14 protein-coding genes are annotated in these 15,635 nt (G+C 62.3%); 6 read left to right on the forward strand and 8 right to left on the reverse strand.

The genetic code is table 11. From position 1 onward, the window contains the following. The first annotated feature begins 3 nt into the window (after positions 1-3). Positions 4-1,431 carry an FAD-binding oxidoreductase gene (locus J2045_RS18220; RefSeq protein WP_370873173.1) on the forward strand — a complete coding sequence of 476 codons (1,428 nt, stop codon included), beginning with the start codon at positions 4-6 and terminating at the stop codon, positions 1,429-1,431. Positions 1,432-1,435: 4 nt separating this feature from the next. Next, positions 1,436-1,822 (forward strand): winged helix-turn-helix domain-containing protein, encoded by a 387-nt coding sequence (locus tag J2045_RS18225; protein ID WP_307375441.1) that lies wholly within the window; start codon positions 1,436-1,438, stop codon positions 1,820-1,822. Here the strand turns inward: J2045_RS18225 and modC are convergent. From modC to J2045_RS18245, 4 genes are all read right to left on the reverse strand, one after another. Next, positions 1,819-2,925 carry a molybdenum ABC transporter ATP-binding protein gene (gene modC / locus J2045_RS18230; protein ID WP_307375442.1) on the reverse strand — a complete coding sequence of 369 codons (1,107 nt, stop codon included), beginning with the start codon at positions 2,923-2,925 and terminating at the stop codon, positions 1,819-1,821. The genes J2045_RS18225 and modC overlap by 4 nt on opposite strands. Continuing rightward, complete coding sequence (modB, locus tag J2045_RS18235) at positions 2,925-3,626, reverse strand: molybdate ABC transporter permease subunit (RefSeq protein WP_307375445.1); 702 nt, start codon at positions 3,624-3,626, stop codon at positions 2,925-2,927. The genes modC and modB overlap by 1 nt, the downstream gene beginning before the upstream one ends. 24 nt (positions 3,627-3,650) lie before the next feature. Further along, positions 3,651-4,448 (reverse strand): molybdate ABC transporter substrate-binding protein, encoded by a 798-nt coding sequence (modA, locus tag J2045_RS18240; RefSeq protein ID WP_370873166.1) that lies wholly within the window; start codon positions 4,446-4,448, stop codon positions 3,651-3,653. Between the two features lie 98 nt (positions 4,449-4,546). Further along, positions 4,547-6,730 (reverse strand): DUF1217 domain-containing protein, encoded by a 2,184-nt coding sequence (locus J2045_RS18245; RefSeq protein WP_307375447.1) that lies wholly within the window; start codon positions 6,728-6,730, stop codon positions 4,547-4,549. A gap of 351 nt (positions 6,731-7,081) precedes the next feature. On the opposite strand from J2045_RS18245, the gene J2045_RS18250 reads away from it, so the two are divergent. After that, positions 7,082-7,648, forward strand: coding sequence for a DUF6101 family protein (locus J2045_RS18250; protein ID WP_166603147.1), 567 nt, complete (start codon positions 7,082-7,084; stop codon positions 7,646-7,648). A 70-nt stretch (positions 7,649-7,718) separates the two neighbouring features. Here the strand turns inward: J2045_RS18250 and dmeF are convergent, their stop codons facing one another. The 4 genes from dmeF to J2045_RS18270 all read right to left on the reverse strand — a co-directional run bounded on the left by dmeF (position 7,719) and on the right by J2045_RS18270 (position 10,953). After that, positions 7,719-8,780: a CDF family Co(II)/Ni(II) efflux transporter DmeF gene (gene dmeF, locus J2045_RS18255; protein WP_307375449.1), complete on the reverse strand. Its 1,062-nt coding sequence runs from the start codon at positions 8,778-8,780 to the stop codon at positions 7,719-7,721. Continuing rightward, complete coding sequence (locus tag J2045_RS18260) at positions 8,777-9,055, reverse strand: metal/formaldehyde-sensitive transcriptional repressor (RefSeq protein ID WP_166603116.1); 279 nt, start codon at positions 9,053-9,055, stop codon at positions 8,777-8,779. Before J2045_RS18260 ends, dmeF begins: the two co-directional genes overlap by 4 nt. A gap of 69 nt (positions 9,056-9,124) precedes the next feature. Next, on the reverse strand, positions 9,125-10,078 hold the full coding sequence (gene ubiA / locus J2045_RS18265) for a 4-hydroxybenzoate octaprenyltransferase (RefSeq protein WP_307375453.1): 954 nt from the start codon (positions 10,076-10,078) through the stop codon (positions 9,125-9,127). An 80-nt stretch (positions 10,079-10,158) separates the two neighbouring features. After that, complete coding sequence (locus tag J2045_RS18270) at positions 10,159-10,953, reverse strand: MipA/OmpV family protein (RefSeq protein ID WP_307375455.1); 795 nt, start codon at positions 10,951-10,953, stop codon at positions 10,159-10,161. A gap of 304 nt (positions 10,954-11,257) precedes the next feature. On the opposite strand from J2045_RS18270, the gene J2045_RS18275 reads away from it, so the two are divergent. The 3 genes from J2045_RS18275 (at position 11,258) to J2045_RS18285 (ending at position 15,602) form a co-directional block, all read left to right on the forward strand. Then, complete coding sequence (locus J2045_RS18275) at positions 11,258-12,142, forward strand: branched-chain amino acid aminotransferase (protein WP_307375458.1); 885 nt, start codon at positions 11,258-11,260, stop codon at positions 12,140-12,142. A 126-nt stretch (positions 12,143-12,268) separates the two neighbouring features. Next, positions 12,269-13,396: an NAD(P)/FAD-dependent oxidoreductase gene (locus J2045_RS18280; protein WP_307375460.1), complete on the forward strand. Its 1,128-nt coding sequence runs from the start codon at positions 12,269-12,271 to the stop codon at positions 13,394-13,396. A 97-nt stretch (positions 13,397-13,493) separates the two neighbouring features. Continuing rightward, a complete protein-coding gene (locus J2045_RS18285) occupies positions 13,494-15,602 on the forward strand; it encodes a S9 family peptidase (protein ID WP_307375463.1) in 2,109 nt (702 codons plus the stop codon). Positions 15,603-15,635: the final 33 nt, after the last annotated feature.

Raw genomic sequence — 15,635 nt, forward strand, 5'->3', positions numbered from 1 at the left:
GAGATGACCGTGACCATGAGCCTTGCCGAACGTCTGCGCGACTTCATCGACATCGTCGGCGAGGCCAATGCGCTGACCTCCGCGGACGACATCAAGCCCTATCTGACGGAAAACCGGGGCCTCTATCACGGCGCCTCGCCGCTGGTGCTCAAGGCCGGCTCGACCCAGGAGGTTTCAGCCATCCTCAAGCTCGCCTCAGAGACGGGGACGGCGATCGTGCCAGTCAGCGGCCGTACCGGGCTGGTGGGCGGGCAGGTGCCGCGCGAAGAGGGCCAGGACGTGCTGCTCTCGCTCGAACGGATGAACCGCATCCGGGAAGTCGATCCGGTGGCCGACGTGATCGTCGCCGATGGGGGCGCGATCCTTGCCGATGTGCAGAAGGCGGCAGAGGCACATGACCGGCTCTTCCCACTCTCGCTGGGGTCGGAGGGCTCCTGCCGGATCGGCGGCAATCTCGCCACCAATGCCGGCGGCACCGCCGTACTCGCCTATGGCAATATGCGTCAGCTCTGCCTGGGACTTGAAGTGGTCTTGCCGACCGGCGAGATCTGGGATGGCCTCAGACGCCTGAAGAAGGACAACAGCGGATACGACCTGCGCGACCTGTTCATCGGTGCGGAGGGCACGCTTGGCGTGATCACCGGCGCCGTTCTGAAGATGGTACCGCGCCCACGCGGGCGGCAGGTGGCCTATGTCGGGCTTGCGTCGCCGGACGCCGCACTTCAGCTGTTCGAAAAGGCCTCACAGCGCTGCGGATCGGCACTGACCGGCTTCGAACTGATGCCGCGCATCGGCATAGAATTCACCACGAGGCATATCCCCGGCGTGCGCGATCCCCTCGCCTCCATCCATCCCTGGTATGCGCTGGTCGACATCTCGACATCGGACTCGCCCGAGACGGCGGAGACGATGATGCAGGAACTGCTGGCGGAGGCCTTCGAGGCCGGCCTCGTTTCGGATGCGGCGATTGCCAGTTCGATCGCCCAGCAGGATGCATTCTGGCACCTGCGCGAAAGCATGTCGGAGGCGCAGCGCCCCGAGGGCGGTTCGATCAAACATGACGTCTCCGTGCCGATCTCGCGCATCCCGGCTTTCCTCGCGGAAGCCGACGCTGCCGTGCATGCGCTGATGCCGGATGCCCGCATCTGCGCCTTCGGGCACCTGGGCGACGGGAATATCCACTACAACATCAGCCAGCCTGTGGGTGCCGACAAGGCCGCGTTCATCGCCCGCTGGCGCGAGGTGAATGCAGTCGTACATGCGGTCGTTCACAAACATACCGGGTCGATTTCGGCCGAACATGGCGTCGGGCAGCTGAAGCGCGACGAGCTCGTGGCAAGCCGTCCGGCGATCGAAACCGAGCTGATGCGGCGCATCAAGCAGGCCTTCGACCCCGCCGGTATCATGAACCCCGGCAAGGTGATCGGCTGAGACCATGACCGGCTCCCCTCGCCTTTCGCTCAGGATCGATCTCGCCAATGGCGCGCGGCTCGGCCCCGGCAAGGCGCAGTTGCTGGCGCTGATCGAGCATCACGGTTCGATCCGGGCGGCGGGGGCGGCCATGGGCATGTCCTATCGGCGGGCCTGGCTTTTGGCGGACGAGATCAACCGCATGTTCCGGGAGCCGTCGATCTTCACCCGTCACGGGGGAAAGAGTGGCGGCGGAGCGGGGCTGACACCGTTCGGCGAAACGCTGCTTGGCGCATGCCGACGCATGGATGAGGCGAGCCGAGCGGCACTTGCGAAGGATCTCGCCTGGCTCGAAAGTGTCGAGGCTGGTGATTTCGCCGCCGCTGTACAGAAGGCCGACGACGAGGGCTAAACGCTCTGAGAGCGGGATCCACCACGAGCTTGCCGGAACAGGCCTTCGGAGGCAATCGAAACGGTCTTGAACAGCAGATGCACGGGCTTACCGGGCTCCAGCGCCAGCTGACGCAGGGACCGTCGCGTGACCTGCGCCACCATCGGCTGGCCGTGACAATCGACCGTCAGCGTGACGCTGCCGCCCTCCCCCTCGCCAATGTCCCTGACATGGCCAGAGAGACGATTGAGCGCCGACAGCCCCTCAGCCGGTTCAATCGCAACGACGATGTCGGAGACGGGGACAAAGACGCGCACGCGGGTACCGACCGACAAATGGGTGCGGCGTAGGAGCAGCGGCCCGGCGCTGGACCGGGCTTCCGTCAGGCCGTCCGCTTCGTGGTGTCCGGTGATCTCCGCCTCGATGAAATTGCCCGCAGGGAGGTCGCCGGATGCCTGCAGGACGGTCGCCAGCGTTTCATCGGGACGACCTACGCTGCTTGCCCTGCCCTTGTCGAAGGTGACGACGGCATTGGCGAGCCTCGACACCTCCTCGACCTGATGGCTGACATAGAGAATCGGTACGCCGAACCCGTCGCGGATGCGCTCGATATAGGGAAGGATCTGCGCCTTCAGCGCGCTGTCCAGCGCCGACAGCGGCTCGTCCATCAAGAGCAGCTTCGGGCTTGCCATGAGAGCACGGCCAAGCGCGACGCGCTGCTTTTCGCCGCCGGAGAGATGGGACGGTCGGCGGGCAAGCAGGTCGGTGATTGCGAGCAGGGATGCGATGCGGTCGAGATCTTCGCGGCGCTCGGCGCGCGGCAGAAGGCGCTCACCATAGCGGAGGTTCTGCAGCACGGTCAGATGCGGAAAGAGGCGCCCCTCCTGAAAGACGTAGCCGATGCGGCGGCGGTGGGGCGGCAGGAAGGTGGAACCGTCGCTCCAAATCTCGCCGTTGAAGATGATGCGCCCCTCCTGTGGGCGTATCAGGCCGGCGACGGTGCTGATCAGCGTCGTCTTGCCGGAGCCGGAGGCACCGAAGAGCGCGGTCAACCCCTCGCCGAGCTTGAGATCGGCCTCAAGCCTGAAATCGCCCTGGCGGTGACGGATCGACAATTCCAGCATCAGGCGGCTCCAACGCGGGCGGCGATGCGGCGCGACAGAAATTCGGAGGCGATGAGAGCCCCGAGCGAGAGCACGATCGAGATGACCGTCAGGCGCATGGCGGCGAGATCACCGCCCGGCACCTGGGTATAGGTGTAGATCGCCGAGGCGAGCGTCTGGGTTTCTCCGGGAATGTTGGAGACGAAGGTGATCGTCGCGCCGAACTCGCCCATGGACTTGGCGAAAGCGAGGATCGCGCCTGCAGCGATGCCGGGCAGGATGAGCGGCAGGGTGACGGTGAAGAAGACGTAAGGCGGCGGTGCGCCGAGCGTTGCGGCTGCGGCCTCCAGCCTGCGGTCGACGGCATCCAGGGAGAGGCGGATCGAGCGGACGAGCAGCGGAAAACCCATGACCGCTGCGGCGAGTGCCGCCCCCGTCCAGCGGAAGGAGAAGACGAGGCCGAAGGTCTCTTCCAGAAAGGCGCCGACCGTGCCTCGCCTGCCAAATGTGATCAGCAGCAGATAACCGGTGACAACGGGCGGCAGGATGAGGGGCAGATGCACGACGCCGTTCAGCAGCGACTTGCCCCAGAACTCGCGGCGCGACAGCAGCCAGGCAACGCCGAGGCCCAGCGGCAGCGATAAGGCCACGGCAACCGCCGCGACCTTCAGGCTCAGCAGCATCGCGGTCCATTCTTCGGCCGTCAGGGTCAAAAGGGGCATCCCGGATGCGTGGTGGAGTGAGGGTCAGTTCGTCGTGGCGAGCACGGTGAAACCAGCGGCGGTGAAGATGGCATGGGCATCCGCCCCCTGCAAGTAAGCAAGGAAATCGGCTGCGCGCGGATTTTGGCCGTCGGTCGTCAGTGCTGCAGGGTAGATGATTGCCGGATGGCTCGTCTCGGGGAAACGATCGAGTATCCGGACGCCCGGATCGACCTTCGCATCCGTCTCGTAGACGATGCCGAGTGGCGCCTCGCCGCGCGATACGAGCAGCAGGGCTGCACGAACATTCTCCGCCTGGGCGACCTTGTCCTTGACACCGTCCCAGACGCCGAGGCTTTCCAGCGCTGCCTTGCCATAGGCACCAGCGGGGACGGCATCGACATTGGCCATGGCGAGGCGTTCTTTGCCAAGGAGTTCCGCCAGCGGGAAGTCCGGAGCGATCGTCGCGATCAGCGCCGAGTCTTTCGGAGCGACGAGGACGAGGCGGTTGCCGAGCAGATCGACGCGGCTGTCCGTCTTGATGCGGCCCGCCTTGTCGAGATGATCCATCCATTTGAGGTCTGCCGAGATGAAGACATCTGCCGGCGCCCCCTCGTCGATCTGTTTGGCAAGGGCAGAACTTCCGGCAAATGAGAGCGTGACATCCGTGCCGCCTGCAGCCTTCCAGGCGGCGGCGATCTTCTCAACGCTTTCCTTGAGGCTCGCTGCAGCGAAAACGGTGACGGCCTCTTCGGCGCGGGACTGGTCGGGACAGATACCGGCCACAAACAAAAGCGCCACGACCATCCAGGCACGGGAGGAGGTCTTCAATGTGTGAATCATGTCATGGCTCTAGGTTCGATATATCTGCATGGATATATCGATAATCAAAAACAATCCCGCCGACAAGAGGCCGGCGGGAGATCGCGCGGACGAGATCGTCAAACCTTGAGCTGCGCCAGACTGAAGAGCAGGTCGGCCGAGATGCTGCCGCTGCCGCCACTCAGGATGGTCACGGCGGAGGAGTCCACGACGCTGTTCTCGGTATCGTACATGGCCGTGTAGCGCTGCAGGAAACGCTCCATCTTGGCAGGATCCTGGAGATCGGCGAGGTCCATGTTGTCCTCGATGATGCGCGCCTGCTGGTCGACATCCATGTTGGAGAATTCGTCCGAATATCCGAAAGTCGTGCGGAAGACGGCCATCAGCGCATCGTCGGCGATCAGGCCATAGGCGTCGGTGACGCTCGGGGCCGCGCGCTGGAAGTAGAGCGCCAGGCGCACCGCCTCGTTGCTGGCACCCTCGGTCTCCTCGAGCGTCTGGCGCATATACTTGTTGACTGTCTCCAGGATCTCGCCGCGCTGCTGAACCGTGCCGATCGTCTCACGGGTGAGGTTGCCGTTGGCGTCGAAATTGAAGGAGGCGACGAGTTCCGCCCAGCGATTATCCGGCTGCTGATTAACGAAGCTTTTCGGGTCGGAAAGATCAGAATTGAAGATCTGCTTCAGGAAATCGTCGGTGACCTCATCCGGATCGAGACCGTAGGCGCCGATGACGACGTCGACCACTTCACGGTCGGCGAGCAGCTCGCTCACGGTATCGATCGACTGGATTTTCTCCTGATAGTTTTCTGCCTTCTTGGTGGCGGCCTCCTGTGCCGAGGTCCGCTCACTTCCCTCAAGGAATCGAACTTCGTTGATCACGTATTGCTTGGCGATCATCGTTGCCGTCAGGGAATTGTGCGGTGAGAGCGGCACACCGGCCTTGCCCTCGCTGTCGAAGTTGAAGAGCTTCGACATCTCGATCAGACGGCTGTCCTTCGACTTGTTGGCATAGCTGTTGGGGTCGGTGAAGTCGCTGGTCAGCGCCCGCTTCAATTCGGAGGTGGAGAATTCGTTGGCGTCGAAACCAAAGGTGCGCTGCAGGACGAGGCGCATGGTCGTGTCCGACAGCAGGTCGTCGACATTCTCGACCTCCGCGACATTCGTCTTGAAGAGGTCAATCAGATCCTGCTTCTGCTTCTCGTCGGCATCATCGTAATAGGTTGAGAAGCCGGAATGGGTGGAGGACAGCTGCGTGCTGCCCTGCGCGGTCATGCCGGCATCCACCGTGCCGTCGCTGGCGAAATTGAACTTGCCGGCAATTGCCACCCACGCATCGCCGCCATTGGTCGCGGCATAGCTATCCGGATCACTGGTATCGCTGGTGACGATCTGTTTGAAGGTGGATGCACTCATGGAACCCAGCTGGAAGGCCGTCTTCACATAGTTGAACAGGCGCTCGTCGGACGTCAGTTCATCGACGTTGGTGATCGTCGCCATCTTGGATTCGTAATAGGCGCGCTCACGCTGACGATAATAGTCGGTGACATAGGTCTGCTCTTCCTCGACATAGAGCGAGACCGTCGCCTCTTTCTGGGCGGCTGTCTGGGCGGTGGCGCCGGAGAGTGTGCCGTCCGTGTTGAAGTCGAAGGCCTGGGCAAGCTTGAGGAAATTCGCAGCATTGGCCGAGCCGTTGGCCACCATCTGGTTGACGTAGCTGTCCGGATCAGAGGTATCGCTGGTCAGGACCTTGGTGAGGTGGTCCTTTGTATAATAGGTGCCGTCGATGCCATAGGCATCCAGCGCGTAGTTCATCAGACGGCTGTTGTTGACCAGACCACTGACGTTGGTGACCTTGTCGACCATGGTCTCGTAGTAGAAGCTATCCGCCTCAAGCGTATCGCTTTCTGCGGCCAGCGCGGTATCATACTTTTCCAGAAGCTCTGCCTGTTGCGCGTCAGTCTGGCTGTCGGTCGTCTGGGCGGAGAACTGGAAGGATGCCGCAAAGTTGCGATAACGTTCGTCGGTCAGCTGATTGGCAAAGCTGCTGTCGTCGGAGAGGTCGCTTTCCAGGACCTTTTTCATGAAAGCCGTAGCATAGGTCATCTCTTCGAGACCGTGCGCCTTCATTGCATAGGAATAAAGCTGGTAGTCGTCGAGGAACTCCTCGACTGTCGTGACCTTGCCGATGTTCTCCTTGAAGTACTCGGTCTGGCGCGTCACGACCGGATCAGAGGCCGTGCGGTTGAGGCTCGCCTTGATGTCGCGATTGACGAGATTATAGCTCAGATAGGTCGAGACCATCGGGATTCCCTGCAGAACGAAAGGCGCGCGAATCACAGTATGGCGCAAAATCCTTGCCTCAAGCTTTATGAAATCATGAAGAAGCGGCAGGTTCAGAACTGCGCTCGCAGCATCTTCGGCTGGTGGCGGACCCTCTTCGTTCCGGGATGGAACAGGCGTGCGACCGACTTCACCTTTTTGAAACCCTGACCGGTACGACAAAACTAACCATTTGACCGCGCAAGATTTTCTTTACCGCATCTTTTAAGCTGTCTCCAACAGCCGCTGGCTATGTTGCACCCACAGAGGACGAAAAGTCCCGAACAGACGAGCACATGACGCGCTCTCGGGTAAAACAAGGGTAGCATGAAGATGACGAACACGGTTTTGAAGCCAGCATGGGCCGGCGCCACGCTGCGTCTGGATCCCTCGCGGTTCCCCCAGCAGGTTACATATGCACTGCGTGGTGCGCTGGGCGACGTCACGATCACCATAGACGAGCGCGGCGCCGTGCTGCGCAAGATCCTTCCTGGCAGCGGCCTGCCGCTCTCCTTCGCTCTCCCGGCCCGCGCCTTCAAGGGCGTTGCCGCACGTGCCATCGACCATGGTGATGGCGAAGTCACCGTCACGCTCGAACTGCATCACGACGATCCGGATCTCTGCATTCCGCTGCTCGTCGCGCATGATCTCTGCGACATCGCCGCCGACTGGCGCGGATGGGCGGATGCCTTCCGTATCCCGATGCTGATGGTCGAAGCCGATGGCGTTGCCCGCCCGCTTGAGGACCATCTCGGCGAGGTTCGCACCCGCGATACGCAGCCGCGTCGCCGCCACTCCTATTTCGCCGAGCGCCGCCCGCGCTTCCTGGTTCGCCGTTCGACCGGCAAGCTGGGCGTGACCATGAAGATTTCCGGCAAGGAAATCATCGCAAGGAACTGATTTCGTCCCAGGACTGAACAGGATCAAGGCCCGGAAGGCGACTTCCGGGCCTTAAATTTTTCTGCCTCTTTCAGCTTGCATGTGCCATTTCCGGCCAGTCGACCTCGATCGTGACATGGGACAGCGCGGAGAGCCTGGCGAGCTTGTCGCGATAATGGGACGGGGGGTGCGGCGCCTCTGCGCTTAAGGAAACGATCGCGCCGTGATGCCCCGGTCCCAGCTGCCACACATGCAGGTCGGCGATCTCCGCCCCTTCTCGCTCAAGAATTGCACGGATCTCGGCCGGAAGCGATTCGCCGCGCGGCACGTAGTCGAGCAAAACCGCGCCGGACCGCTGCATCAGATCGAGCGACCAGCGGCCGATGACCAGCATGCCGACAAGACCGATGACCGGATCGAGCCAGAGCCAGCCGTAGAGACTGCCGAAGACCAGGGCGACAATGGCGAGAACGGAGGTGAGTGCATCGGCGAGCACATGCACATAGGCAGCCCGCAAGTTGCTGTCGCCGCCGGCATGGTGATGGTCGTGCCCGGCATCGTGGTGGTGATGGTCGTGATGGTGGGCATGGTGCCCCTCGCCTCCGCCATGCAGGAGGACAGCGCAGACGAGGTTGACCACCAGGCCGATGGCGGCGACGGCGATCGCCTCGGAGAATTCGATCTCCACCGGCGCCGTGAGGCGCCAGAAGCTCTCCCAGCCGATCAGCAGGGCCGCAATGGCCAATACGATGGCGCTTGCGAAGGCGGCGAGATCACCGACCTTTCCCGTCCCGAAGGTGAAGCGACCATTCTCGGCATGACGTTTTGCATAGCCATAGGCGAGTGCGGCAATCAGGATTGCGCCGGCATGAGTTGCCATATGCCAGCCATCGGCGAGAAGCGCCATCGATCCATACACCAGACCGGCGGTGATCTCGGCCACCATCATGGTGGCGGTGATGGCGATGACGATCCAGGTGCGCCGGGCGTTGCGATCATGGTCCGCGCCCAGAAAAACGTGAGAATGGCGATTGCCGAGCCGCTGTGCGGGTCGCGGGTCGGTCGCCTCATGCGAATGTCCGTGATGGTCTGCATGCTGGTGGTGGTGATCGGCATGTTGGTGCGGGTGATCGTGGTCTTCGTGGCTCGTCATTTGAGATAGCTCCTCACGACGTCAATGAGTTCGCGGGCGTTGTCCGCCCGCTCCGGATCCGGCTCGCGGTCCGGATCAACGAGATGCTCGCGGATATGATCCTCGATCAGCTCCGCTGTCAGTCCGGCCAGCGCGCCACGAACCGAGGCGAGCTGGTTCAGGATCTGGGCGCAAGGCGCTTCCGCCAGCAGCGCGGTTTCGATGGCTTCCATCTGTCCCTTCATCCTGCGAATGCGGGCCAGAAGCTTGGCTTGGTGCTTGTGCGTGTGACTCATACTATAGGGGGGTACCCTATTTTACGTCGTGACGCAAATTCTGGCTGGCCGCTTCGGAGGCGCTGCTGCTCAGGCGAAGGGGATGGCCGCCACGAGGCCGAGGAAGATGATCAGGCCAACCCGGTTGTTTGACTTGAAGAGCGCCAGACATTGTGCGCCATCATCGATGTCGAGCACCTTGATCTGCCAGGCAAAGAGGCCGGCAGCAATGAGCAGACCCAGGATCGCCGGCAGGGCGGCACCTGCGATCAGGAAGGCAGATAGCAGCAGCAGGAGCGTCAGACCGTAGAGACCGCTCAGCCAGATCTTGGTGTCCTGGCCGAAGAGCCGCGCCGTGGAGCGGACGCCCACAAGCGCATCGTCCTCACGGTCCTGATGGGCGTAGATCGTGTCGTAGCCAATCGTCCAGGCGACGGCACCGACATAGACGAGCACGGCCGCCAGCGAGAGATTGCCGTGAAGTCCGGCCCACCCCATGAGACCACCCCAGGAGAAGGCGAGGCCAAGGAAGAATTGCGGCCAGTCGGTGAAGCGCTTGGCGAAGGGATAGATGGCGACGACACCAAGCGACAGGACGCCGAGCACGATCGAGAAGGTATTGAAGCAGAGCAGCACGGCAAGCCCGACCAGCGCCTGGAGGACCATGAAGATCTTGGCGTTGCGGCGCGAGATGCGGCCTGACGGCAGCGGACGCGAGCGGGTCCGGGCAACCAGATTATCGATGTCGTGGTCGATGAGATCGTTATAGGTGCAACCGGCGCCGCGCATCGCAACAGAGCCAATGAAAAAGAGAACGAGATGGAAGGCAAAGAGCGACAGGTTCAACCTGCCCTCGGCGGCGAGCGCGTTTGCAGCAAGCGCCGAAGACCAGAAGCAGGGCCACATCAACAGCTGCCAGCCGATCGGGCGATCCCAGCGGGCGAGCTGGGCATGGGGCCAGAGCCACCGCGGCAGGATGCGATAGACGAAATTGTCGGAGGGCGCGTCAATGACGCGGTCGATGTTCGGCTCAGTGGTGCTCATGGTCAGAGTGATAGAGCATGGGCGTGTTCAAGAAAACCGCCCGCGCTCATCGCCCCGCCAAAATCCGCTGCGGCCTTTCGTCAGTCGAAGCTGACGCCGAACTTGTAGCTGGCGGAGACGCCGAACATCAGCTGGTTCTTGGAGCCGCGCTCCTGCACAAGGCTGGAATCGGCGGCAGGACCAGCCAGACGCTTGTATTCGGTGAAGGCGCTCATGGCGATCTTGTCAGTCGCATTCCAGGTTATGGCGCCGCCCGCACCGTAGGAGGTAATGCCTCCGTCCGGATCGTACTGGCTAAGGCCAGAGGCGGCGGATTCGGCGGCGTTCACACCGTAATAGGCGTCGGTGTAGCCACTGGTCGCAAACGTCATGCGAGGACCGGCCGAGACGCGCAGACCCGGCGCCACGTCGGTGAAGGCGTCGACGGCAACATCGGCAACAAGACCGTCATGGGCGCGGATGCCCTGACGCAGTTCGGCACGGGCGCGGATGTAGTCGGTGACGTAGACATCGGCGAAACCACCGAGTTCGCCACCCCATTCGATTTCGGAGAGGCCACGCAGGGCGTCATCGGTGCCAGCGTCGCGACCGGGAACGAACTTGCCGACGACGCCGGCACGCAGCACGTCGCTGTTGTAGATCGCGATCGAGGGATTGTCGTTGCGCGACGAGAAGCGCGGCGTGTCACCACGACCGACCGAGATGATCGGCGAGAAGAACAGCTTGCGGTCCTTCGACCCTTCAAAGGTCGGGGCAGAGATGCCGGCGCCGCCCAGCGTGACATACCAGTTGCCGGAAAAGAAACCGTCGGCGAGGGCCGGCGAGGTGGCCGCGACAGACGCGGCAAGCAGGGCGACGATACGCACCGTATTCATGATGACCCCCAAGAAACGCAGAACAAGAGACCCGCAGGCCACGACTTCATCTTCATTCAATATTTCAGGAATCAGTTACGGGTTCTTTAACCACGCCAACCGTGTTCTCCCATACTCATCCTCTGCTGCCCATCAGCCGGATTGATTGGTTCATCAGCCAAGCTTCTGAATTCACGTCGAAATCGGAGTTTTTCCAGGGTTCGTCCGGCCTCGGCTGCGGATTTGTGTCTCTGCAGCGTGTTTCGCCTTGACCTCGCCGCCGGCTGCGCCTTTGCTGCAAGGCAACGAGAACAGGAGACCCGCCATGGCTGTCGATACATCCGCCCGCACCCCCACCTTCACCTATGTCGACGGCGACTGGTTTGCCGGGAACCCGCCGCTGATCGGACCCGTGTCGCATGCGATGTGGCTGGGCTCGACGGTGTTCGACGGGGCGCGCTGGTTCGACGGCATCGCGCCGGATCTCGACCTGCATTGCCAGCGCGTCAACCGCTCGGCTCACAACATGGGCATGAAGGCGACGGTGTCGGCGGAGGAGATCGAGCGCCTGGCCTGGGAAGGCATCGGCAAGTTCGACGGCAAGACGGCGATCTATATCAAGCCCATGTATTGGGCCGAACATGGCCAGATGGGATCAGTGGTCGCGGCCGATCCGGAATCGACGCGGTTTGCGCTCTGCCTGTTCGAGGCACCGATGCACACGGCCAAGCCTTCCTCGCTGACGCTCTCGCCCTTCCGCCGCCCGACGCCGGAATGCGCGATGACGGATGCGAAGACGGGCAGCCTCTATCCGAATTCCGGCCGCATGATCATCGATGCCCGCAACCGAGGCTTCGACAATGCGCTGGTGCGCGACATGAACGGCAATGTGGTGGAGACAGCCTCCTCCAACGTTTTCATGGTGAAGGATGGCGTGGTCTTTACCCCCGCCGCCAACCGAACCTTCCTCGCCGGAATCACCCGTGCTCGCGTCATCGGTCTGCTCCGTCAGGCCGGCTTCGAGGTGCGCGAGGCGACGCTGTCGGTCGAAGACTTCATGAATGCCGACGAGATCTTCCAGACCGGCAATTATTCCAAGGTCGTGCCGGTGACCCGCCTCGACGACGCACAGTTCCAGGAAGGGCCTGTAACCCGCAAGGCGCTGGAGCTTTACATGGATTGGGCACGTGGAAAATCCTCCGCCGAGTGAGGCCGCGGCGGGCGTCCAAGACGGCGGCAGGGCGGGCCGTGTGCCTGCCTGCCTGCGTCGTTGCGACGCGTTGGGAAACTATGCATATCTACATACATATGAATTATCATATTATGGAGATGAAACATGGCTCGTATCACCGTTCTCGGTTCCGGCTTCGGAGCGCTCACCACCATTCGTGAACTGCGTCGCAATGGCGTCGATGACGAGATCACGGTGATCTCGCCGAGAGATGCGCTGCATTATCTGCCGAGTTCAATCTGGCTGCCGGCGGGCCTGCGCCAGGGAGATGCCCTGAAGGTACCGCTGGCGCACTTCTTTCGCGAGCACAGGGTCGAGCATGTCATGGCCTCGGTGACGGGGCTCAAGGAAGGCGGCCGGCTGGTGATCACGGATGGCGGCGAGTATCGTAACGACCAGCTGGTGATCGCGACCGGCGGGCGCTTCATCCGCAAGCTGCCCGGCATCGAGCATGCGCTGGTGCCCTGCGAAGGCATCGCCGTCGGTGAGGAGATTTCCCGCCGGCTGGACGCGATGGAGGGCGGCACCATCGCGATCGGCTTTGCCAGTAATCCGCAGGAACAGGGCGCCGTGCGCGGCGGCCCGATGTTCGAGTTCCTGTTCATCATCGATAGCCTCCTGCGCCGCCAGGGACGGCGCGAGCGCTTCAAGCTGGTCTTTTTCAATCCGTCCGAGCGCCCCGGCCAGCGCCTCGGCGACAAGGCGGTCGACGGGCTGCTTAAGGAAATGGCACGCCGCAACATCCAGACGCATCTCGGCCACAAGATGGTGCGCTTCGAAGCCGAACGCGTGGTGACCGAAGGCGGCGAGATCGCAGCGGATCTGATCCTCTTCATGCCTGGGCTCACGGGTCCGGCTTGGCTCTCGGAAACGGATCTTCCGCTCTCGCCAGGCGGCATGATCGCGGCCGACGAAACCTGCCGGGTCCGGGACAGAGACGGTGTCTGGGTGGTTGGCGACAGCGGCAGTTTTCCCGGCCCCGACTGGCTGCCGAAGCAGGCGCATCAGGCCGACCTGCAGGCGAAGGCTGCGGCGAGGAACATCGCGGACCTTCTGAAGGGCAAGCCGGGTCGGACCGCCTTCAAACCCGAACTGATCTGCATCGTCGACATGCTGGATACGGCCATGCTGGTCTACCGCAGCAAGACACGTGGCTTCGTCGGGCCGAAGATGAAGGCCTTCCACTGGCTGAAGCGCTATTTCGAAGGGCACTATCTGCGCGCCTACCGCTGAGCGGCAGCGCCCTCTCCTTGATCGCAGGCAACAGCCCCTCTATGTCTCGGGTACCATTCCCTGGTCCCCGAGACCCCATGTGAAAGAGGAAGCCGCCTTGTCCGTCTTCAACACAATGCCCTCCCCGCCTGTCGCCGCGAAGAAGCCTGTCTCCGACACCCGCCATGGGATCACCAGAACGGATGACTATGCCTGGCTGCGCGCCGACAACTGGCAGCAGATGTTCAAGGACACCTCGATCCTCGACCCGGAAATCCGCTCCTACCTCGAGGCCGAAAACGCCTATATGGAGGCGGCGATGGCCGACACGAAGGCGCTGCAGAGCCAGCTCTTTGCCGAGATGAAGGGCCGCATCAAGGAAGACGATTCGTCGATCCCGATGAAGGACGGCCCGTTTGCCTATGGCTCGGCCTTCGTCACCGGCGGCGAGCAGCCGCGCTATTTCCGCATTCCGCGCGACGGCAACCCCAAGGACGAGACGATCCGCGACCTGCTCCTCGATGGTGACAAGGAAGCGGCGGGCAAGGATTATTTCCGTCTCTCCGGCATCGACCATACGACAGACCACAGCTTCGGCATCTGGGGCTATGACGACAAGGGGTCTGAGTATTTCACCCTTCGGGTCCGTGATCTCGCCACCAAGCAGGATCTGGACGATGTGCTCGAAAACACCGCCGGCGGCGGCGCCTGGGCGCCCGACGGGAAGAGCTTCTTCTATACGCTGCAGGACGAGAACCATCGTCCTTCGAAGGTGTATCACCACATAATCGGCCAGCCGCAGTCGTCGGATCGCCTTGTTTACGAGGAGACGGATCCCGGCTTCTTCATGGGCGTTGGCGGCTCGCTGCTGGATGATTTCATCTTCATCGACATCCATGACCACGAGACCTCGGAATATCGCCTGCTCTCGACCAGGGATCTGACGGTCGAGCCCGTCCTGGTCGCCGAGCGTGAAGAAGGTGTCGAGTATTCGATGACGGAAGGCGGCGATGTCTTCTACATCCTGACCAATGCGGACGGCGCCAAGGACTTCAAGATCGTCGAGGCGCCTGTCACCGAACCGGGCAAGGCGAACTGGAAAGAACTCGTGCCGCACGAGCCGGGCCGGCTGATCCTCAATCACATGGCCTTTGCCCGCCATCTCGTCTGGCTGGAGCGCCGCGAGGGCCTGCCGGTCATCATGATCCGCGATCGCAGATCAGGCGAAGAGCATTCGATCGCCTTTGCCGAGGAAGCCTATTCGCTGGGGCTGCAGGGGGCGGCGGAATACGAGACCGATGTCATCCGCTTCTCCTATTCGTCGATGACGACGCCAAGCCAGCTCTTCGACTACAACATGGCGACCCGCGAGCGCACGCTTCTGAAGACCCAGGAAGTGCCATCCGGCCATAACCCGGAGGATTACATCACCCGCAGGGTGTTTGCCGAAGCGCATGACGGCGAGAAGGTGCCGGTCACCCTGCTCTACCGGAAGGATACGAAGCTCGACGGCTCCGCCCCTTGCCTGCTTTACGGCTACGGCGCCTATGGCATTACCATTCCTGCCGGCTTCAACACCAATTGCCTGTCGCTGGCGGATCGCGGCTTCGTTTACGCCATCGCCCATATTCGCGGCGGCAAGGACAAGGGCTTTTCCTGGTATGAAGACGGCAAGATGGAAAAGAAGGTCAATACCTTCAAGGACTTCATCGCGGCCGCAGACCATCTGGTGAAGGAGCAGTTCACGTCTTACGACCGGATCATCGCCGAAGGCGGGTCTGCCGGCGGCATGCTGATGGGGGCCGTTGCCAATATGGCGCCGGAAAAATTCGCCGGCATCATCGCCGCCGTGCCCTTTGTCGACGTGCTCAACACCATGCTCGACGACACGCTGCCGCTCACGCCCCCTGAATGGCCGGAATGGGGCAACCCCATTGAATCCGAAGAGGAATATCGCTGGATCGCGGCCTACAGCCCCTACGACAATGTCGAGAAGAAGCCCTACCCGCCTGTTATCGCGCTTTCGGGCCTCACCGATCCGCGCGTCACCTATTGGGAGCCGACCAAGTGGATCGCACGCCTGCGCGCAACCGCGCCGGACGCCGGACCGTTCCTGCTCAAGACCAACATGGCCGCCGGCCATGGCGGCAAGTCGGGACGTTTCCAGCGGCTGGAGGAGATCGCGTTCGAATATGCCTATGCGATCAAGGTGACGGGGAAGATGTGAGGCGGTGACGCCGGTCACATTCTGTAAGCATTG

This window comes from Peteryoungia aggregata LMG 23059 (assembly GCF_030814435.1).
Classification (GTDB): Bacteria; Pseudomonadota; Alphaproteobacteria; order Rhizobiales; family Rhizobiaceae; genus Allorhizobium; species Allorhizobium aggregatum.

Excerpts from the sequence above, each read along its gene's own strand:
- J2045_RS18220 (WP_370873173.1), top strand. The coding sequence starts at position 4 with ATGACCGTGACCATGAGCCTTGCCGAACGTCTGCGCGACTTCATCGAC.
- J2045_RS18225 (WP_307375441.1), top strand. The coding sequence starts at position 1,436 with ATGACCGGCTCCCCTCGCCTTTCGCTCAGGATCGATCTCGCCAATGGC.
- modC (WP_307375442.1), bottom strand. The coding sequence starts at position 2,925 with ATGCTGGAATTGTCGATCCGTCACCGCCAGGGCGATTTCAGGCTTGAG.
- modB (WP_307375445.1), bottom strand. The coding sequence starts at position 3,626 with ATGCCCCTTTTGACCCTGACGGCCGAAGAATGGACCGCGATGCTGCTG.
- modA (WP_370873166.1), bottom strand. The coding sequence starts at position 4,448 with ATGATTCACACATTGAAGACCTCCTCCCGTGCCTGGATGGTCGTGGCG.
- J2045_RS18245 (WP_307375447.1), bottom strand. The coding sequence starts at position 6,730 with ATGGTCTCGACCTATCTGAGCTATAATCTCGTCAATCGCGACATCAAG.
- J2045_RS18250 (WP_166603147.1), top strand. The coding sequence starts at position 7,082 with ATGACGAACACGGTTTTGAAGCCAGCATGGGCCGGCGCCACGCTGCGT.
- dmeF (WP_307375449.1), bottom strand. The coding sequence starts at position 8,780 with ATGACGAGCCACGAAGACCACGATCACCCGCACCAACATGCCGATCAC.
- J2045_RS18260 (WP_166603116.1), bottom strand. The coding sequence starts at position 9,055 with ATGAGTCACACGCACAAGCACCAAGCCAAGCTTCTGGCCCGCATTCGC.
- ubiA (WP_307375453.1), bottom strand. The coding sequence starts at position 10,078 with ATGAGCACCACTGAGCCGAACATCGACCGCGTCATTGACGCGCCCTCC.
- J2045_RS18270 (WP_307375455.1), bottom strand. The coding sequence starts at position 10,953 with ATGAATACGGTGCGTATCGTCGCCCTGCTTGCCGCGTCTGTCGCGGCC.
- J2045_RS18275 (WP_307375458.1), top strand. The coding sequence starts at position 11,258 with ATGGCTGTCGATACATCCGCCCGCACCCCCACCTTCACCTATGTCGAC.
- J2045_RS18280 (WP_307375460.1), top strand. The coding sequence starts at position 12,269 with ATGGCTCGTATCACCGTTCTCGGTTCCGGCTTCGGAGCGCTCACCACC.